The organism is Scandinavium sp. (genome assembly GCF_032012665.1).
Taxonomy (GTDB): domain Bacteria; phylum Pseudomonadota; class Gammaproteobacteria; order Enterobacterales; family Enterobacteriaceae; genus Scandinavium.
This window is the reverse complement of record NZ_DALZVG010000027.1, coordinates 1-16715: the sequence shown is the minus strand read 5'-3', so window position 1 is coordinate 16715 and position 16715 is coordinate 1. Positions and strand designations below refer to the sequence as shown.

The following is a 16715-nucleotide window of genomic DNA, read 5'->3' as shown; positions in this document are numbered from 1 at the left end:
ACCCGGCATTTTCAAAGGATCCACAAAATTATGCAGACCATTATCGACGCCTGGTTCGTCCAGGGCATGATCAAAGCCACCACCGACGCCTGGCTGAAGGGCTGGGACGAGCGCAACGGCGGCAACCTGACGCTGCGCCTGGACGAGGCCGACATCGCACCGTTCGAAGCGGATTTCCATGCCAAACCGCGCTATATCGCCCTGAGCCAGCCGATGCCAGCGCTTGCCAACACGCCGTTTATCGTCACCGGCTCCGGCAAATTCTTCCGCAATGTGCAGCTCGACCCGGCGGCGAATTTAGGCATCGTCAAAGTAGACAGCGACGGCGCGGGCTACCACATTATTTGGGGGCTGACGCACGAAGCGGTGCCAACCTCTGAACTGCCGGCGCACTTCCTGTCCCACTGCGAGCGCATCAAAGCGACCCATGGCAAAGACCGCGTGATCATGCACTGCCACGCCACCAATCTGATCGCCCTGACCTACGTGCTGGAGAACAGCACCGACTTCATCACCCGCAAACTGTGGGAAGGCAGCACCGAGTGCCTGGTAGTGTTCCCGGACGGCGTCGGCATTCTGCCGTGGATGGTGCCGGGCACCGATGAAATCGGCGAGGCGACCGCCAAAGATATGCAGAAACATTCGCTGGTGCTGTGGCCGTTCCACGGCGTCTTCGGCAGCGGCCCGACGCTGGATGAAGCCTTTGGCCTTATCGATACCGCCGAAAAATCAGCAGAAGTGCTCGTCAAAGTCTATTCGATGGGCGGCATGAAACAGACCATCACCCGGGAAGAGCTGATTGCGCTCGGCAAGCGTTTTGGCGTCACCCCGATGCAGTCCGCTTTAGATTTGTACCCATAACAACATCGCGCCCCGCTGTCAGGGCTGACGGTAATGCGCTGGCTTACCCTCGCCACGCTCGTTGTCGTTGGCTATTTCCTGCGCTACAGCCGCAATGGATTTTACAACGGAGAAGGATTTAGCTGCCGGGTGGCGCTGCGTTTACCCGGCCTACGGTCATGCAGGCCCGTGCAAGCGCAGCGCCGCCGGGCATAAAAATCATCGTAATTAAGGAGAATAAAATGAGCTTTATGTTGGCACTGCCGAAAATCAGCCTGCACGGCGCGGGCGCAATTGGCGATATGGTAAATCTCGTGGCAAGCAAACAGTGGGGCAAAGCGCTGATTGTCACCGACGGGCAACTGGTGAAAATGGGCCTGCTTGACTCACTGTTTGCCGCGCTGGATGAGCATCAAATGTCGTATCACCTGTTCGACGAAGTGTTCCCGAATCCGACCGAAATGCTGGTGCAGAAAGGTTTTCAGGCGTATCAGGAGGCAGGCTGCGACTACATTATCGCCTTCGGCGGCGGCAGCCCAATCGACACCGCCAAGGCCGTGAAAATCCTCACTGCCAATCCGGGCCCGTCCACAAATTACTCAGGCGTCGGCAAAGTCAAAAATGCAGGCGTGCCGCTGGTGGCCATCAACACCACCGCCGGAACGGCCGCGGAGATGACCAGCAACGCAGTCATTATCGACAGCGAACGCCAGGTCAAAGAAGTGATCATTGATGCCAATATCATCCCGGATATCGCCGTAGACGATGCCAGCGTGATGCTGGATATTCCGGCCTCCGTAACCGCTGCCACCGGAATGGATGCGCTGACCCACGCCATTGAAGCCTATGTTTCTGTCGGCGCACACCCGCTCACCGACGCCAACGCGCTGGAAGCCATTCGCCTGATTACGCAGTGGCTGCCAAAAGCGGTCGATAACGGCCACAGCCTTGAAGCTCGCGAGCAGATGGCCTTCGGTCAGTATCTGGCGGGTATGGCCTTCAACAGCGCCGGGCTCGGGCTTGTTCATGCACTGGCGCATCAGCCAGGCGCCACGCACAACCTGCCACACGGCGTCTGCAATGCGATTCTTCTGCCGATCATCGAAAACTTTAATCGCCCGAACGCCGTTGCCCGCTTCGCTCGCGTGGCGCATGCCATGGGCGTCGACACGCGTGGTATGAGTGATGAAGCTGCCAGCATGGCCGCCATTCAGGCCATTCGCGACCTTAGCGCCCGCGTCGGCATTCCTGCTGGCTTCAGCCAGCTTGGCGTCACCAAAGCCGATATCGAAGGCTGGCTGGACAAAGCCCTCGCCGATCCGTGCGCGCCATGCAACCCACGCAGCGCCAACCGTGACGAGGTGCGTGAGCTTTACCTGGAGGCTTTATGATCCGCAAAGCTTTTATGATGCAGGTGCACTCACACGCGCATGAAGAGTATGAGCACCGCCACAATCCCATCTGGCCGGAGCTGGAAGCGGTGCTGAAAGCGCATGGGGCGCATCACTACGCCATCTACCTCGATAAGGCCCGCAACCTGCTTTTCGCAACGGTGGAAATTGAGTCTGAGGAGCGCTGGAATGCTGTCGCCAGCACCGATGTCTGCCAGCGCTGGTGGAAATATATGGGAGACGTGATGCCGTCAAACGCGGACAACAGCCCGGTGAGCGCGGAGCTGAAAGAGGTGTTCTGGCTGGAGTAAGCGCGGGTTTTGTTACTGGCCTCTCTCAGGAGAGGCCGCTTTTAGTTCTGTTCCGCCACCAGCAGCGCGTGCGTATCAGGCTCCAGCGCTTTGAAAACGTGTTCACGATCGGCGGGATAGCAAATATAGTCGCCTTCGGCTAATTCTTCGGGCGCTTCCGTCAGGCCCACCAGGGCGCGGCCCTGAGTCACAATAATATGTTCTACCGACCCCGGCGGATGCGGCTGAGAGATGCGGTCAGCGCCCGGCTGCGTCATCAGCAGGTAGATATCACGGCGTGCGCCCGGCGGGCAGGTTGCCAGTAAAATCGCCTGATAGTTGGCCTGCTCGGCCACCACTTTTGTACCTTCACCGCGGCGGATCACCTGTGTCGTCGGCAGCTGCGGCTCCAGCAGACGGGCGAACGGAATATCCAGCGCCACGCAAAGCGACCACAGCGTCTCCAGACTTGGATTACCGTTTCCGGCCTCCAGCTGCGACAGCGTGGATTTGGCAATGCCCGCGCGACGGGCAATCTCCGCCAGCGACAGCCCGGTTCGCTGGCGCTCCCGCACCAGGCTTTTGGCAATCACGCTGATTGGCTGCGTCATATACGGCTCCGTATTGCTTGCAAAATAAAGTCAAATCGAACGAATCGTTCATCTTGAAAAACGACCCCGGTGCGTTCATTATAATGGAAACTCGTTCGATATGGCTAATTTGTATGTTCAGACACTATCTCTCCTGCCTCAAAGGCGACACCATCAAGGCCATTTTCCTGGTCTGCGTGGCCGTGGGCGTCGTGGGGGTATCCTATGGCTCGCTGGCGATGTCGTGGGGCTTTCCCCTCTGGGTGCCGCTGGCGCTCTCGACGCTGGTGCTTGCCGGAGCGTCTGAATTTATGTTTATCGGCATTATCGCCAGCGGCGGCAATCCGCTGGCCGCCGCCGCCGCCGGTTTGCTGGTTAACGCCCGTCATATCCCGTTTGGCGTCGCGGTGCGTGACCTGGTTGGCAAACGCGCCGCCGGGCTGCTTGGCTGCCATATCATGAATGATGAAAGCGTGGTCTTCGGCATGTCTCAGCCCACGCCGGAACAGCGTAAAGCCGCGTACTGGCTGTGCGGCAGCGGCGTTGCAATCCTCTGGCCGCTGGGCGTCCTGCTCGGCAGCGGCGTCGGCAAGCTGCTGCCTTCGCCGGAAACCATCGGGCTGGATGCCGTCTTCCCCGCCATCCTTTTAGCTTTAGTGATCCCGGCGTTTAAAAAGCGCACCACGCTGATTCGCGCGGTGAGCGGCGCGGTCATTTCGCTGGCCTCCGTGCCGTTTACGCCTGCGGGCGTGCCGGTGCTGCTGTCGCTGTTTGGTCTTCTTGCGAGGAAAAAATAATGGGCGAGACGTTATGGATTATTGCCGGGATCGCCGTGCTGTCGGTCGGGACTTATCTGATGCGCTTTGGCGGTACGAAGCTGGGTAATAAGCTGGCGCTCTCCGAGCGTTCTCAGGCGATGCTCAACGATGCGGCCACCACGCTGCTGTTTGCCGTTGCGCTGGCTGCGACGTTCTTTGAAGGCAGCCATTTTGCCGGCAGCGCTCGCGTGCTCGGTGTGAGCGTTGCGGTGTTTCTCGCCTGGCGTAAGGTGCCGTTAATCTTTGTGATCCTCTCTGCTGCGGCAGTCACCGCTTTACTGAGGCTGGCAGGGCTTCACTGATTTGGGCATAAAAAAAAGCGCCCGAAGGCGCTCTTTCTGCAGTCGAACTCGATTATTTATTCAGTTCAGCGGTCATGTGCACTTTGTTACCGGTGAAAGCCTGAGTGATTTTGTAGGAAGAGGCACCCGCTTCCTGAGCCTGAGCGGCGATCTTCGCTTCTGCACCGTCGAGGGTAGAAGAGGTTGCGGTCACAGTCTGTGCTGCGAAAGAACCGAAAGAAGTAGCCAGAGCGATAACTGCGACAAAAGTTTTGATGCTTTTCATAATATAAACCCTTTCGTTAATCTGTTTTAGTAAGGCACCGTGCCTTGATGTGATAAATAGTAACGTCACATTCAGATAACGAATAGCGGAAGGTTTTGCTTACATCATTCAATTTTTTTGACTAATTGTCATACACTCAATAACCGCTGGGGGTGCGTATAAATCGTCGCCCTGCCCGGCTTGCAGAACCCGACCAGCGTCAGGTTGCAGCGCTCGGCAACTTCGACCGCAAGCGTGGTGGCCGCGGAAACCGCAAAGAGGATTTCCACGCCGCACATCGCCGCTTTCTGCACCATTTCATAACTTGCGCGGCTCGACACAAGCACTGCCCCCTGATGCCAGCTATCCCCTTCTCCAGCCCGTTTGCCCAGCAGCTTATCGAGCGCCACATGGCGACCCACATCTTCAAGTCCACCCACCAGCTTTCCATCCGGCATCACCCATGCTGCTGCGTGGGTGCAGCCCGTCATGCGGCCAACCGGCTGAACGTCGTTGAGGTGTTCCAGGGCTAAATCGAGATATTTCAGGCTGAAGGTCTGGGTGAAAGGCAACGGTGCCACCGGACGACCCACGTCGTCGAGCTGCTCCACCCCGCAGACGCCGCAGCCGGTACGTCCAGCCAGCGCACGGCGCCGCTCTTTAAGCGCCATAAAGCGACGGCTGGAAAGCTCGATGCGCACTTCCAGCCCGTTACAGGCCGGTAACACATCCATCCCGTAAATCTCTGCGCGGTTTTCAATAATCCCTTCGGATAAGGAAAAACCGACAGCAAACAGCTCAAGATCTTTCGGCGTCGCCATCATCACCACATGGGAAATGCCGTTATAAACCAGCGCCACGGGCACTTCCTCGGCGAGTTCATCCTGCCGGGTGTGCTGCAGATCCTGGCGATTCCAGAGGCTGACCTGGCGCATTCCAGTGAGTTGACTCACATTTTCATCCTGTGCTGATGAGTTTCTGTTCACTTCGCGTTAACCGTATTGGAACAAACGTACCTAACATGTGGTACTCTGAATAGATATCCCTCCGGGAAAGAGGGAGATTTACCCCTAATTCTGAACCTTTGCGGCAATGACCGCAAAGGTTAATAACAATCCATCCCCTTAGCGGTTCAGGTATTGAAGGGCGACGGGGAAGCAATGTCGAAACAAGGAGTGACCCATGCAGGTCAGCAGAAGGCAGTTCTTTAAGATCTGCGCTGGCGGTATGGCAGGCACCACGGCAGCAGCACTGGGCTTTGCCCCGAGTGTCGCACTGGCGGAGACGCGGCAGTACAAACTGCTGCGCACCCGTGAAACCCGTAACACCTGCACATATTGTTCTGTCGGTTGTGGGCTGTTGATGTACAGCCTCGGCGATGGAGCCAAAAACGCCAAAGCATCTATCTTCCATATCGAAGGGGATCCGGATCACCCGGTTAACCGTGGCGCGCTCTGCCCGAAAGGGGCAGGCCTGGTGGATTTCATCCACTCCGCAAGCCGCCTGAAATACCCAGAATACCGCGCGCCGGGTTCCGATAAATGGCAGCAAATCAGCTGGGATGACGCGTTTGACCGCATCGCGAAGCTGATGAAGGCCGACCGTGACGCCAACTTCATTGCACAAAACGCCGAAGGCACCACCGTTAACCGCTGGCTCTCCACCGGGATGCTGTGCGCCTCTGCTTCCAGTAACGAATCCGGCTATTTAAGCCAGAAATTCTCCCGCGCACTCGGCATGCTCGCGGTGGACAACCAGGCGCGCGTCTGACACGGACCAACGGTAGCAAGTCTTGCTCCAACATTTGGTCGCGGTGCGATGACCAACCACTGGGTGGATATTAAGAACGCCAACCTGATTGTAGTGATGGGCGGTAACGCCGCTGAAGCGCATCCGGTCGGGTTCCGCTGGGCGATGGAAGCCAAAATCCACAACGGTGCCAAACTTATTGTTATCGATCCGCGCTTTACGCGTACGGCATCGGTGGCAGATTTCTATACGCCAATTCGTTCCGGGACGGACATTACCTTCCTCTCCGGGGTGATCCTGTATCTGCTCAACAACGAAAAAATTAACCGTGAGTACACCGAGGCGTACACCAACGCCAGCCTGATCGTGCGCGAAGATTACGCGTTCGACGACGGCCTGTTCTCCGGCTATGACGCAGATGCACGCAAGTATGACAAAACCAGCTGGAACTATGAGCTGGACGAAAACGGTCATGCCAAACGCGATACCACTCTCACCCACCCACGCTGCGTGTGGAACCTGCTGAAAGAGCACGTTTCCCGCTATACGCCGGAAATGGTTGAGAACATCTGCGGTACGCCGAAGGCCGACTTCCTGAAAGTTTGTGAGTACATCGCTGAAACGAGCGCACACGACAAAACCGCATCATTCCTGTATGCGCTGGGCTGGACGCAACACTCCGTGGGTGCGCAGAACATCCGCACGATGGCGATGATCCAGCTGCTGCTCGGCAATATGGGCATGGCCGGCGGCGGCGTGAACGCGCTGCGCGGTCACTCCAACATTCAGGGCCTGACCGATCTCGGCCTGCTGTCACAAAGCCTGCCGGGCTACATGACGCTGCCGAGCGAAAAACAGACCGACCTGCAAACTTACCTGACGGCCAACACGCCTAAACCGCTGCTGGAAGGCCAGGTGAACTACTGGGGTAACTATCCGAAGTTCTTCGTCTCAATGATGAAGGCGTTCTATGGGGATAAGGCAACGGCTGAAAACAGCTGGGGCTTTGACTGGCTGCCGAAGTGGGACAAAGGCTACGACGTTCTGCAGTACTTCGAGATGATGTCACAGGGCAAGGTGAACGGCTATATCTGCCAGGGATTCAACCCGGTGGCGTCGTTCCCGAACAAGAACAAAATTGTGGCTTCGCTTTCGAAGCTGAAGTTCCTCGTGACCATCGACCCGCTTAACACCGAAACGTCTACGTTCTGGCAGAACCACGGCGAGTCTAACGACGTTGATCCGTCGAAGATTCAGACCGAAGTCTTCCGCCTGCCGTCCACCTGCTTTGCCGAAGAGAACGGCTCCATCGTCAACTCCGGACGCTGGTTGCAGTGGCACTGGAAAGGCGCGGACGCCCCGGGTAGCGCTAAAACCGACGGCGAAATCCTGGCAGGCATTTTCATGCGCATGCGTGAAATGTACGCCAAAGACGGCGGTCCGGTACCGGAGCCCGTACTCAACATGACGTGGAACTACTCCACGCCGGAAGAGCCTGCTTCAGAAGAAGTTGCAATGGAGAGCAACGGTAAAGCGCTGGCCGATATTACCGACCCGGCAACGGGCGCGGTCATCGTCAAGAAAGGGCAGCAGCTCACTTCGTTTGCACAGCTCCGCGACGACGGCACCACCTCCAGCGGCTGTTGGATCTTCGCGGGCAGCTGGACGCCGGACGGCAACCAGATGGCGCGTCGTGATAACGCCGATCCGTCAGGCCTGGGCAATACGCTCGGCTGGGCATGGGCGTGGCCGCTCAACCGCCGCATTCTCTATAACCGCGCCTCCGCTGACCCTCAGGGTAAACCGTGGGATCCGAAACGCCAGTTGCTGAAATGGGACGGCGCGAAATGGAGCGGGATGGATATTCCGGACTACAGCACCGCAGCACCGGGGTCTGACGTCGGGCCGTTCATCATGCAGCCGGAAGGCATGGGTCGCCTGTTTGCTCTCGATAAGATGGCGGAAGGACCGTTCCCGGAACACTATGAGCCGTTTGAGACACCGCTTGGCACCAACCCACTGCATCCAAATGTCGTGTCGAACCCGGCAGCACGCGTGTTTAAAGACGACCTGGCGGCAATGGGTAAAGCCGATAAGTTCCCGTACGTGGGTACCACTTACCGTCTGACCGAGCACTTCCACTACTGGACCAAGCACGCGCTGCTCAACGCCATCGCGCAGCCGGAACAGTTTGTGGAAATTGGCGAAAAGCTGGCGAACAAGCTTGGCATCGGCCACGGCGATACCGTTAAAGTCTCTTCCAACCGTGGCTATATCAAGGCCAAGGCGGTGGTGACCAAGCGTATCCGCACGCTGAAGGTGGACGGTAAGGACGTGGATACCATCGGCATCCCAATCCACTGGGGTTACGAGGGCGTGGCGAAGAAAGGCTTTATCGCCAATACCCTGACGCCGTACGTCGGCGACGCCAACACCCAGACGCCGGAGTTCAAATCCTTCCTCGTGAACGTGGAAAAGGTGTAACGGAGACGACTTATGGCTTATCAATCCCAAGATATCATCCGTCGTTCCGCGACTAACGGCTTAACGCCACCGCCAGAGGCACGCGACCACCAGCAGGAAGTGGCGAAGCTTATCGACGTGACCACCTGTATCGGCTGTAAAGCCTGTCAGGTGGCCTGTTCGGAGTGGAACGATATCCGCGATGAAATCGGCAGCAACGTCGGGGTGTACGACAACCCCGCCGATTTGACCGCCAAGTCCTGGACGGTGATGCGCTTCTCGGAAGTGGAGCAGAACGACAAACTGGAATGGCTGATCCGCAAGGATGGCTGCATGCACTGCGCCGACCCAGGCTGCCTGAAGGCGTGTCCGTCTGAGGGGGCTATCATTCAGTATGCCAACGGCATCGTCGACTTCCAGTCTGAGCAATGCATCGGCTGCGGTTATTGCATCGCAGGCTGCCCGTTCGACGTACCGCGCCTGAATCCGGAAGACAACCGTGTCTACAAATGTACGCTGTGCGTAGACCGCGTTACCGTGGGCCAGGAACCGGCCTGCGTGAAGACCTGCCCGACTGGCGCTATCCACTTTGGCTCCAAAGAGGATATGAAAGTGCTGGCAGGCGAACGCGTGGCAGAGCTGAAAACGCGCGGTTATGACAACGCGGGCCTGTACGATCCGGCGGGCGTTGGCGGTACGCACGTGATGTATGTGCTGCACCACGCCGACAAGCCGAATCTCTATCACGGCCTGCCGGAGAACCCGGAAATCAGCCAGACCGTTAAGTTCTGGAAAGGCATCTGGAAACCGCTTGCCGCCGTTGGCTTCGCAGCAACCTTTGCCGCCAGCATCTTCCACTACGTCGGGGTTGGGCCAAACCGCGCCGATGAGGAAGAGGACAATCTGCATGAAGAGAAAGACGAGGTGCGCAAATGAAACGTCGTGACACCATCGTGCGCTACACCGCGCCGGAACGCATCAACCACTGGGTCACCGCCTTCTGCTTTATTCTGGCGGCAGTGAGCGGGCTGGGCTTTTTCTTCCCGTCCTTCAACTGGCTGATGCACATTCTCGGTACGCCGCAGCTGGCGCGCATTGTGCATCCCTTCGTCGGGGTGGTGATGTTCGCTTCGTTCATCATCATGTTCTTCCGCTACTGGCACCATAATCTAATCAATCGGGATGATATCTTTTGGGCGAAGAATATTCGTAAGATCGTCGTCAACGAGGAAGTGGGGGACACCGGACGCTATAACTTCGGCCAGAAATGCGTGTTCTGGGCGGCGATTATCTTCCTGGTGCTACTGCTGGTGAGCGGCGTGATTATCTGGCGTCCGTACTTTGCGCCAGCGTTCTCCATTCCGGTGATCCGCTTCGCGCTGATGCTGCATTCATTTGCCGCGGTAGCGTTAATTGTGGTTATTATGGTGCATATTTACGCCGCCCTTTGGGTGAAAGGTACCATTACCGCGATGGTGGAAGGCTGGGTCACCAGCGCATGGGCGAAAAAACATCACCCGCGCTGGTACCGGGAAGTCCGCCAGAAACAGGAAAAAGAGACCGAATGAGTATTCGCATAATCCCGCAAGATGAACTGGGGAGTAGCGAGAAACGCACGGCGGAAGCAATTCCGCCGTTATTATTCCCGCGACTGAAAAACCTCTATCACCGCAGAGCGGAACGCCTGCAGCAGCTGGCTCAGGACAATCCGCTGGGCGACTACCTGCGTTTTGCTGCGCTTATCGCCCATGCGCAGGAAGTGGTGCTGTATGACCACCCGCTGCAAATGGATCTGACCGCGCGCATTAAAGAAGCCGCAGCTCAGGGCAAACCGCCGCTGGATATTCACGTCCTGCCCCGCGACAAGCACTGGCAAAAATTGCTGCAGTCGATGATAGCCGAGCTGAAGCCTGAAATGAGCGGCCCGGCGCTGGCGGTTATCGAGAATCTGGAAAAAGCCTCCGATACGGAGCTGGAAGCGATGGCGAGCGCCCTGTTCGCTTCCGATTTCGCTTCCGTCAGCAGCGATAAAGCCCCGTTCATCTGGGCTGCGCTGTCGCTCTACTGGGCACAAATGGCCAGCCTGATCCCCGGCAAAGCACGAGCGGAGTACGGCGAGCACCGCCAGTTCTGTCCGGTCTGCGGATCGATGCCGGTTTCAAGCGTTGTGCAGATTGGCACCACCCAAGGGCTGCGCTATCTGCACTGCAACCTGTGTGAGTCTGAATGGCACGTGGTGCGCGTAAAATGCAGCAACTGCGAACAGAGCCGCGATTTGCACTACTGGTCTCTGGATAACGAGCAGGCATCGGTCAAAGCGGAAAGCTGCGGCGACTGCGGTACTTACCTGAAGATTCTGTACCAGGAAAAAGACCCGAACGTTGAGCCCGTAGCCGACGACCTTGCCTCGCTGGTGCTGGACGCACGCATGGAGCAAGAGGGCTTTGCCCGCAGCTCTATCAACCCGTTCCTGTTCCCGGGCGAAGGTGAGTAACACGTTAAGTAACCGGGTGCAGATGCGCCCGGTTAACATTTTTTGTATACCTCATCTCTTGCCATAACCTGGCATTCATCCCAAATCTCCGCCTGTTGCCCATACCACATGCAAAACTTATGCGATCGGCTTTCCGGAATCTGAAGCTGATTAATTTATCGTCTATTCAATACTGAATATTGACGATATAACCCCCTTTCAGACAAGGCATTGATCATCTCTTACGGAAAGATGTGTTCATGTTTTAACCGTCGAGTGCTATCTTGTGTGAATAGATAACACAAGTGAGTGAAATTATGCCCAGGACAACAAGCATTACAATTGGCGAACATCTCGATCGCTTTATCAGTGACATGGTTGAAAGCGGACGCTATGGATCCACAAGTGAAGTGATCCGCTCCGCGTTACGGTTGCTGGAAGAGCAGGAATTACGCAATGGACAGTTACGAGAGGCGCTGGAAGAAGGACTCCGCAGTGGTGAAAGTCCACTCACCCTGCATGAGATTGCGGCAAGGAAAAAACGCAGCTTAAATGTATAAACTTTCGTATCGGGCAGCAGAGGATTTTGGGACAGTTTATGAATACACGTTCAGGCAGTTTGGCCCACAACAGGCAGACAGCTACACGAACCAACTGGACGCGATCCTTACGTTACTGGCCAAAAATCCCCATATGGGGCGTGATGTTTCAGAGATCGTTGAAGGGATTCGTCGTCACGAACACAGCCATCATGCCATCTTTTACCAGACAATGGATGACGGGATTTTTATCATTCGTATTCTGCATCAGAAAATGAACCCCCACTTACACCTCCTTTAACCTTACTCCTCCTCGTTGCCGCCCTCTTCCAGCGGCCCGAAGGGTTTGGCGGGCAGAACGATATAGATGCCTTCAAAAACGGCACCCGGATGCTCATCGCCAAACAGCTCAACCTGAAGCTGTACTCGCGCCTTACGGCCACGAGCAAGGCGATCGAGGTCACCGCTGAGTGAACCCAGGTCAGCAATGGCGCTGGGTTTGCCGCTGATAGGGCTGCTGTAACGAATGTGGGCATCGGCCAGAATGATGGTGCCGCCGAGATGACGTTCGCGCAGCATCAGCCAGATAAGTCCCCAACCGGTGAGCGTCGCCAGCGAGAACAGACTGCCGGCGAACAGCGTATTGTGCGGGTTCTGATTGCCGATCTCCGGCATGGTCGTGATAAATTTTTGCCCGGTGTACTGCTGAATGCGCACGCCCATCTTTTCGCTAAGTGGGATATGTTCGTACCAGGCCTGCTGAAGCTGACCGCACCAGTCGCCGCGGTGCAGAATGTCGTCGAGCGTCGCCACGGGTTTAATCATCAGGAAGTGGCGCACTGGCGTAGTTTGCGGGGTGGTAATCTCACCCTGGTTTACGAATCCGAGCTTGGCAAAGAACTCCACCGCGTCTTCGCGGGCGCTACAGGTAACGCGTTTGACGCCCTCCTGACGCGCGACCGATTCCAGCGTCATCGCCATCAGCGTGCCGAGCCCTTTATCCTGCACGGCAGGATCCACGGCCATAAAGCGAATCGACGCTTCGTTGTCCCCGTTGATGTACAAGCGTCCAACCGCCACCAGGTTGCCAGACTCGTCCATCACCATCTGGTGATGCGCCATCGCATCCCAGGCGTCGCGCTCGGAGCCCTGCGGCTGATGGAGCGGCTTGCGCAACATCTCCCAGCGAAACTGATAATAACGCGCTAACTCTTCTTCCGTTTGCGGTACTCGAAGGTGATACATAGCAGAACTCTCTTTTGCCGCCCGCGACCAGCCTGCATGAAGGCTGTTCATACCTGCAACCAGAAGGTCACGGGACCGTCATTAACCAGTGAAACCTGCATATCAGCCGCGAAGCGCCCCGTCTGGGTATGCATCTCCTGCTGACGACAACGCTCAACAAAGTACTCATACAGCGCTTCGGCTTTATCAGGCGCGGCCCCGCGCGAGAAGCCAGGACGCATACCACGTTCGGTATCTGCCGCCAGCGTAAACTGCGACACGACCAGTACGCTACCGCCCGCCTGCTGCACGTTAAGATTCATTTTACCGTCGGCGTCGCTGAAGATTCGATAGCCCAGCACGCGCTCGCACAGGCGATTTGCTTTTTGCTCGTCATCCTCTTTTTCGACACCCAATAACACCAAAAGTCCCTGACCAATTTCTCCCGTCACCTCTCCCTCCACGGTGACGTTGGCACGGGTTACGCGCTGAATTAATGCAATCATGGTTGTTCTTCTTCTTCCTGGGATGCAGCGAGTTTGAGTTTGCGGTATTCCCCGAGAGTGACAGTAATTTCGGCCCCAAGCAAGACGATACACCACGTCCAGTAAACCCAGACGAACAAAATGGGGATAACCGAAATCACACCGTAAATCAGCTGATAGGACGGGAAAGTGGTGATGTAGAGCGCAAATCCCTTTTTCCCCAGTTCAAATAGCGCAGCGGCCACCAGCGCGCCAAGTACCGCATCGCGGTTCAGCACGCGCGTGGTCGGTACAATGCTGTAGAGCAGCCAGAAGGAGATCCAGGAAAGCAGCAGCGGGAAGATACGCAGGACGTTATCAATGACGCCGTTGAGCTCGCTCGCCCAGCGTAATGAGAGCAGATAAGAGCTGATGACCAGGCTTGCTCCCGCCAGCAACGGTCCGAGCGTCAGGATCATCCAGTAGACGGCGAACGAGTAAACCTTTGGCCGCACCCGTTTGCTGCGCCAGATAGTGTTCAGTGCGCTATCGATGGCGTACATCAACAGCAGAGCCGTGACGATCAGGCCACAGGCACCGACGGCGGTCATTTTACTGGAGTTAGCAACGAACTGTTCGATGTAGCGCTGAATAACATCGCCCGTGGCGGGCAGGAAATTGGCGAAGACAAAATGACGCAGCGTCAGGCTGACGTCAGAAAACATCGGAAATGCCGCGAACAGCGCAAAAATAACGGCGATAAGCGGCACCAGGGAAAGTAACGATACATAAGCCAGATTGCCGGCCAGCGTCGTCATATTGTCTTCATCAATGCGCCGCCAGAGAAGCTTCAGCCAGGCGAAGAACGGCCCGGCGTGTCGGGTGGCTTTTTGATGAACGGTTTTTAGCATAGCTGTTTCGCAAAATACTCGGGAATGGTGTCTTTTCCGGTCACCAGAATGCTGTTAATGCCCAGCTGTCTGGCGCCCTCTATATTATCGACGTTATCATCGAAAAAGACCGTATCGTTTGCGGAAAAACCTTCGGCTTCCAGCACCTGCTGATAAATTCGCGTTTCCGGTTTACGCATACCCATTTCCTGCGACAGGTAAATATGGTCAGCGGATTCGCGCACTTCCGGATATTCATCCGGCCAGAAGGTAGTATGCAGACGATTGGTATTCGACAGCACCACCACACGATGACCCTGCTGGCGAAGTTTACGCATAATCGCAGTCACCTCCGGACGCAATCCCACAAAAATCGCCTGCCAGCCATGAGAAAATTGCTCGTAGCTCAGCGGTAAATCCATTTCATGACACAGCGCTTCGGCGAAAGCTTCATCAGAGATTTCCCCTCGCTCGTGCTGATGAAATGCTTCTCCCATGACGAATTTCTGCTTCAGGGTTGCCAGCGGCACACGGCTGAAATCACTCCACGCGCCAAACACGCGGTTGAAGTCAATGTCGACAATCACATTACCTAAATCAAAGATATAGAGCATGATCCTCTCCTTTTGCGTCATGGAAAAATAACTGTAGCGGGAAAGAGGAGGTTTGACTACAAGGAGGAGATGCCTGGCGCAGAAAAGGGTACGTTGCTTTTCCGGACGGCAACCAACAAAAAAACCGCTGAATATCAGCGGCTTTTTTATTTCAGCACGAACAGACTAAAAATTAGTCTTCTTTCGGGCCACGCATTGCGCGTTTACGGTCGTTCTCGGTCAGGTGACGCTTACGGATGCGGATAGAAGTTGGGGTAACTTCTACCAGTTCGTCGTCATCGATGAACTCCAGAGCCTGCTCCAGGGTCATCTTCACTGGCGGAACCAGAACCGTTGCTTCGTCAGTACCAGACGCACGCATGTTGGTCAGTTTCTTACCGGTCAGGCAGTTAACGGTCAGGTCGTTAGAACGGCTGTGAATACCGATGATCTGACCTTCGTACACTTCTGCACCGTGACCCAGGAACAGCTTACCGCGGTCCTGCAGGCTGAACAGCGCGAACGCAACCGCTTTACCCTGACCGTTGGAGATCAGTACGCCGTTGTTACGCTGACCAACATCACCTGGACGCACATCGTCGTAGTGGCTGAAGGTAGAGTACAGCAGACCGGTACCGGAGGTCATGGTCATGAACTCTGAACGGAAACCGATCAGACCACGGCTTGGGATCACGTAGTCGAGACGTACGCGGCCTTTTCCGTCTGGATTCATGTTTTTCAGGTCGCCTTTGCGCTCACCCAGAGCCTGCATAACAGAACCCTGATGCTGCTCTTCAACGTCCAGCGTTACGTTTTCGAACGGCTCTTGTTTACGGCCGTCGATTTCGCGGAAGATAACTTTCGGACGGGAAACCGCCATCTCGAAACCTTCACGACGCATGTTTTCAATCAGAACGGACAGGTGCAGTTCACCACGGCCAGAAACGCGGAATGCGTCTGCATCCGGGGTTTCTTCCACGCGCAGCGCAACGTTGTGCACCAGCTCTTTGTTCAGGCGGTCAAGAATCTGACGGGAGGTAACGAATTTACCTTCTTTACCACAGAACGGAGAGGTGTTGACGTTGAAGAACATGCTCACGGTTGGCTCATCAACGGACAGCGCTGGCAGCGCTTCTACCGCCTGCGGGTCGCAGATGGTGTCGGAGATGTTCAGCTCGCCCAGACCGGTGATCGCGATGATGTCGCCGGCTTCAGCCACGTCGCTCTCGATACGCTCCAGACCCAGGTGGGTCAGTACTTTACCGACTTTACCGTTACGGGTTTTGCCTTCGCTATCGATGATAGTGACCTGCTGGTTCGGCTTCACTTTACCGCGTTTGATGCGGCCGATGCCGATAACGCCAACGTAGTTGTTGTAGTCCAGCTGGGAGATCTGCATCTGCAGAGTCCCTTCCAGATCGACGTTTGGCGCAGGAACGCGGTCAACGATCGCCTGATACAGCGGGGTCATGTCTTCCGCCATATCTTCGTGATCCAGACCCGCGATACCGTTCAGCGCAGAAGCGTAAACGATAGGGAAGTCCAGCTGCTCGTCGGTCGCGTCGAGGTTAACGAACAGGTCGAAGACCTGATCCACAACCCAGTCTGGACGCGCGCCAGGACGGTCAACTTTGTTGATAACAACAATCGGCTTCAGACCATGGGCGAACGCCTTTTTGGTCACGAAGCGGGTCTGAGGCATTGGGCCATCCATTGCGTCAACGACCAGCAGCACGGAGTCTACCATGGACATTACACGTTCAACTTCACCACCGAAGTCGGCGTGGCCTGGGGTATCAACGATGTTGATACGGTAGTCATTCCATTTGATAGCGGTGTTTTTAG

At 56.2% G+C, this 16715-nt stretch carries 19 protein-coding genes; 11 read left to right on the top strand and 8 right to left on the bottom strand.

Going from position 1 to position 16715, the window contains the following annotated elements; genetic code table 11:
* The first annotated feature begins 30 nt into the window (after window positions 1-30).
* From rhaD to rhaM, 3 genes are all read left to right on the top strand, one after another.
* Window positions 31-861, top strand: coding sequence for a rhamnulose-1-phosphate aldolase (gene rhaD, locus RTU33_RS18255; protein ID WP_312629237.1), 831 nt, complete (start codon window positions 31-33; stop codon window positions 859-861).
* Window positions 862-1082: 221 nt separating this feature from the next.
* Window positions 1083-2231, top strand: coding sequence for a lactaldehyde reductase (gene fucO / locus RTU33_RS18250; protein ID WP_312629235.1), 1149 nt, complete (start codon window positions 1083-1085; stop codon window positions 2229-2231).
* On the top strand, window positions 2228-2542 hold the full coding sequence (gene rhaM / locus RTU33_RS18245; protein ID WP_312629233.1) for an L-rhamnose mutarotase: 315 nt from the start codon (window positions 2228-2230) through the stop codon (window positions 2540-2542). Before fucO ends, rhaM begins: the two co-directional genes overlap by 4 nt.
* Window positions 2543-2583: 41 nt before the next feature.
* Here rhaM and RTU33_RS18240 read toward each other — a convergent pair whose 3' ends face one another.
* Window positions 2584-3132, bottom strand: coding sequence for an XRE family transcriptional regulator (locus tag RTU33_RS18240; RefSeq protein ID WP_312629232.1), 549 nt, complete (start codon window positions 3130-3132; stop codon window positions 2584-2586).
* Window positions 3133-3245: 113 nt separating this feature from the next.
* Here RTU33_RS18240 and RTU33_RS18235 point away from each other — a divergent pair, with 113 nt between their 5' ends.
* Together RTU33_RS18235 and RTU33_RS18230 are read left to right on the top strand one after the other, a co-directional pair.
* Window positions 3246-3908 (top strand): AzlC family ABC transporter permease, encoded by a 663-nt coding sequence (locus tag RTU33_RS18235; protein ID WP_312629231.1) that lies wholly within the window; start codon window positions 3246-3248, stop codon window positions 3906-3908.
* Entirely contained in the window at window positions 3908-4231 is a 324-nt protein-coding gene (locus RTU33_RS18230; RefSeq protein ID WP_312629230.1) for an AzlD domain-containing protein, read from the top strand. The genes RTU33_RS18235 and RTU33_RS18230 overlap by 1 nt, the downstream gene beginning before the upstream one ends.
* Before the next feature lie 52 nt (window positions 4232-4283).
* On the opposite strand, the gene RTU33_RS18225 is transcribed toward RTU33_RS18230, so the two are convergent.
* The gene (locus RTU33_RS18225) at window positions 4284-4496 is read right to left on the bottom strand and encodes a DUF1471 domain-containing protein (protein WP_312629229.1); all 213 of its coding nucleotides are present in this window, start codon (window positions 4494-4496) and stop codon (window positions 4284-4286) included.
* 128 nt (window positions 4497-4624) lie between these two features.
* Window positions 4625-5410, bottom strand: a complete 786-nt coding sequence (gene fdhD, locus RTU33_RS18220; protein WP_312629288.1) for a formate dehydrogenase accessory sulfurtransferase FdhD — start codon at window positions 5408-5410, stop codon at window positions 4625-4627.
* A gap of 247 nt (window positions 5411-5657) precedes the next feature.
* Here fdhD and fdnG point away from each other — a divergent pair, with 247 nt between their 5' ends.
* The 6 genes from fdnG to RTU33_RS18190 all read left to right on the top strand — a co-directional run bounded on the left by fdnG (window position 5658) and on the right by RTU33_RS18190 (window position 12000).
* Complete coding sequence (gene fdnG, locus RTU33_RS18215; RefSeq protein WP_312629228.1) at window positions 5658-8708, top strand: formate dehydrogenase-N subunit alpha; 3051 nt, start codon at window positions 5658-5660, stop codon at window positions 8706-8708.
* 12 nt (window positions 8709-8720) lie between these two features.
* On the top strand, window positions 8721-9623 hold the full coding sequence (gene fdxH, locus RTU33_RS18210; protein WP_312629227.1) for a formate dehydrogenase subunit beta: 903 nt from the start codon (window positions 8721-8723) through the stop codon (window positions 9621-9623).
* Entirely contained in the window at window positions 9620-10255 is a 636-nt protein-coding gene (gene fdoI, locus RTU33_RS18205; protein WP_312629226.1) for a formate dehydrogenase cytochrome b556 subunit, read from the top strand. Before fdxH ends, fdoI begins: the two co-directional genes overlap by 4 nt.
* Window positions 10252-11181 (top strand): formate dehydrogenase accessory protein FdhE, encoded by a 930-nt coding sequence (gene fdhE / locus RTU33_RS18200; RefSeq protein WP_312629225.1) that lies wholly within the window; start codon window positions 10252-10254, stop codon window positions 11179-11181. Before fdoI ends, fdhE begins: the two co-directional genes overlap by 4 nt.
* A 296-nt stretch (window positions 11182-11477) precedes the next feature.
* Window positions 11478-11720 (top strand): type II toxin-antitoxin system ParD family antitoxin, encoded by a 243-nt coding sequence (locus RTU33_RS18195; protein ID WP_312629287.1) that lies wholly within the window; start codon window positions 11478-11480, stop codon window positions 11718-11720.
* Entirely contained in the window at window positions 11713-12000 is a 288-nt protein-coding gene (locus tag RTU33_RS18190) for a type II toxin-antitoxin system RelE/ParE family toxin (RefSeq protein ID WP_312629223.1), read from the top strand. Before RTU33_RS18195 ends, RTU33_RS18190 begins: the two co-directional genes overlap by 8 nt.
* 2 nt (window positions 12001-12002) lie before the next feature.
* Here RTU33_RS18190 and fabY read toward each other — a convergent pair whose 3' ends face one another.
* The 5 genes from fabY to typA form a co-directional block, all read right to left on the bottom strand.
* Window positions 12003-12944, bottom strand: a complete 942-nt coding sequence (fabY, locus tag RTU33_RS18185) for a fatty acid biosynthesis protein FabY (protein WP_312629286.1) — start codon at window positions 12942-12944, stop codon at window positions 12003-12005.
* A 47-nt stretch (window positions 12945-12991) separates the two neighbouring features.
* Entirely contained in the window at window positions 12992-13429 is a 438-nt protein-coding gene (gene dtd, locus RTU33_RS18180; RefSeq protein ID WP_312629221.1) for a D-aminoacyl-tRNA deacylase, read from the bottom strand.
* Window positions 13426-14298, bottom strand: coding sequence for a virulence factor BrkB family protein (locus tag RTU33_RS18175; protein ID WP_312629219.1), 873 nt, complete (start codon window positions 14296-14298; stop codon window positions 13426-13428). Before RTU33_RS18175 ends, dtd begins: the two co-directional genes overlap by 4 nt.
* The gene (yihX, locus tag RTU33_RS18170; RefSeq protein ID WP_312629217.1) at window positions 14292-14891 is read right to left on the bottom strand and encodes a glucose-1-phosphatase; all 600 of its coding nucleotides are present in this window, start codon (window positions 14889-14891) and stop codon (window positions 14292-14294) included. Before yihX ends, RTU33_RS18175 begins: the two co-directional genes overlap by 7 nt.
* Before the next feature lie 172 nt (window positions 14892-15063).
* A partial coding sequence (gene typA / locus RTU33_RS18165; RefSeq protein ID WP_312629215.1) for a ribosome-dependent GTPase TypA occupies window positions 15064-16715 on the bottom strand: 1652 nt, incomplete at its 5' end.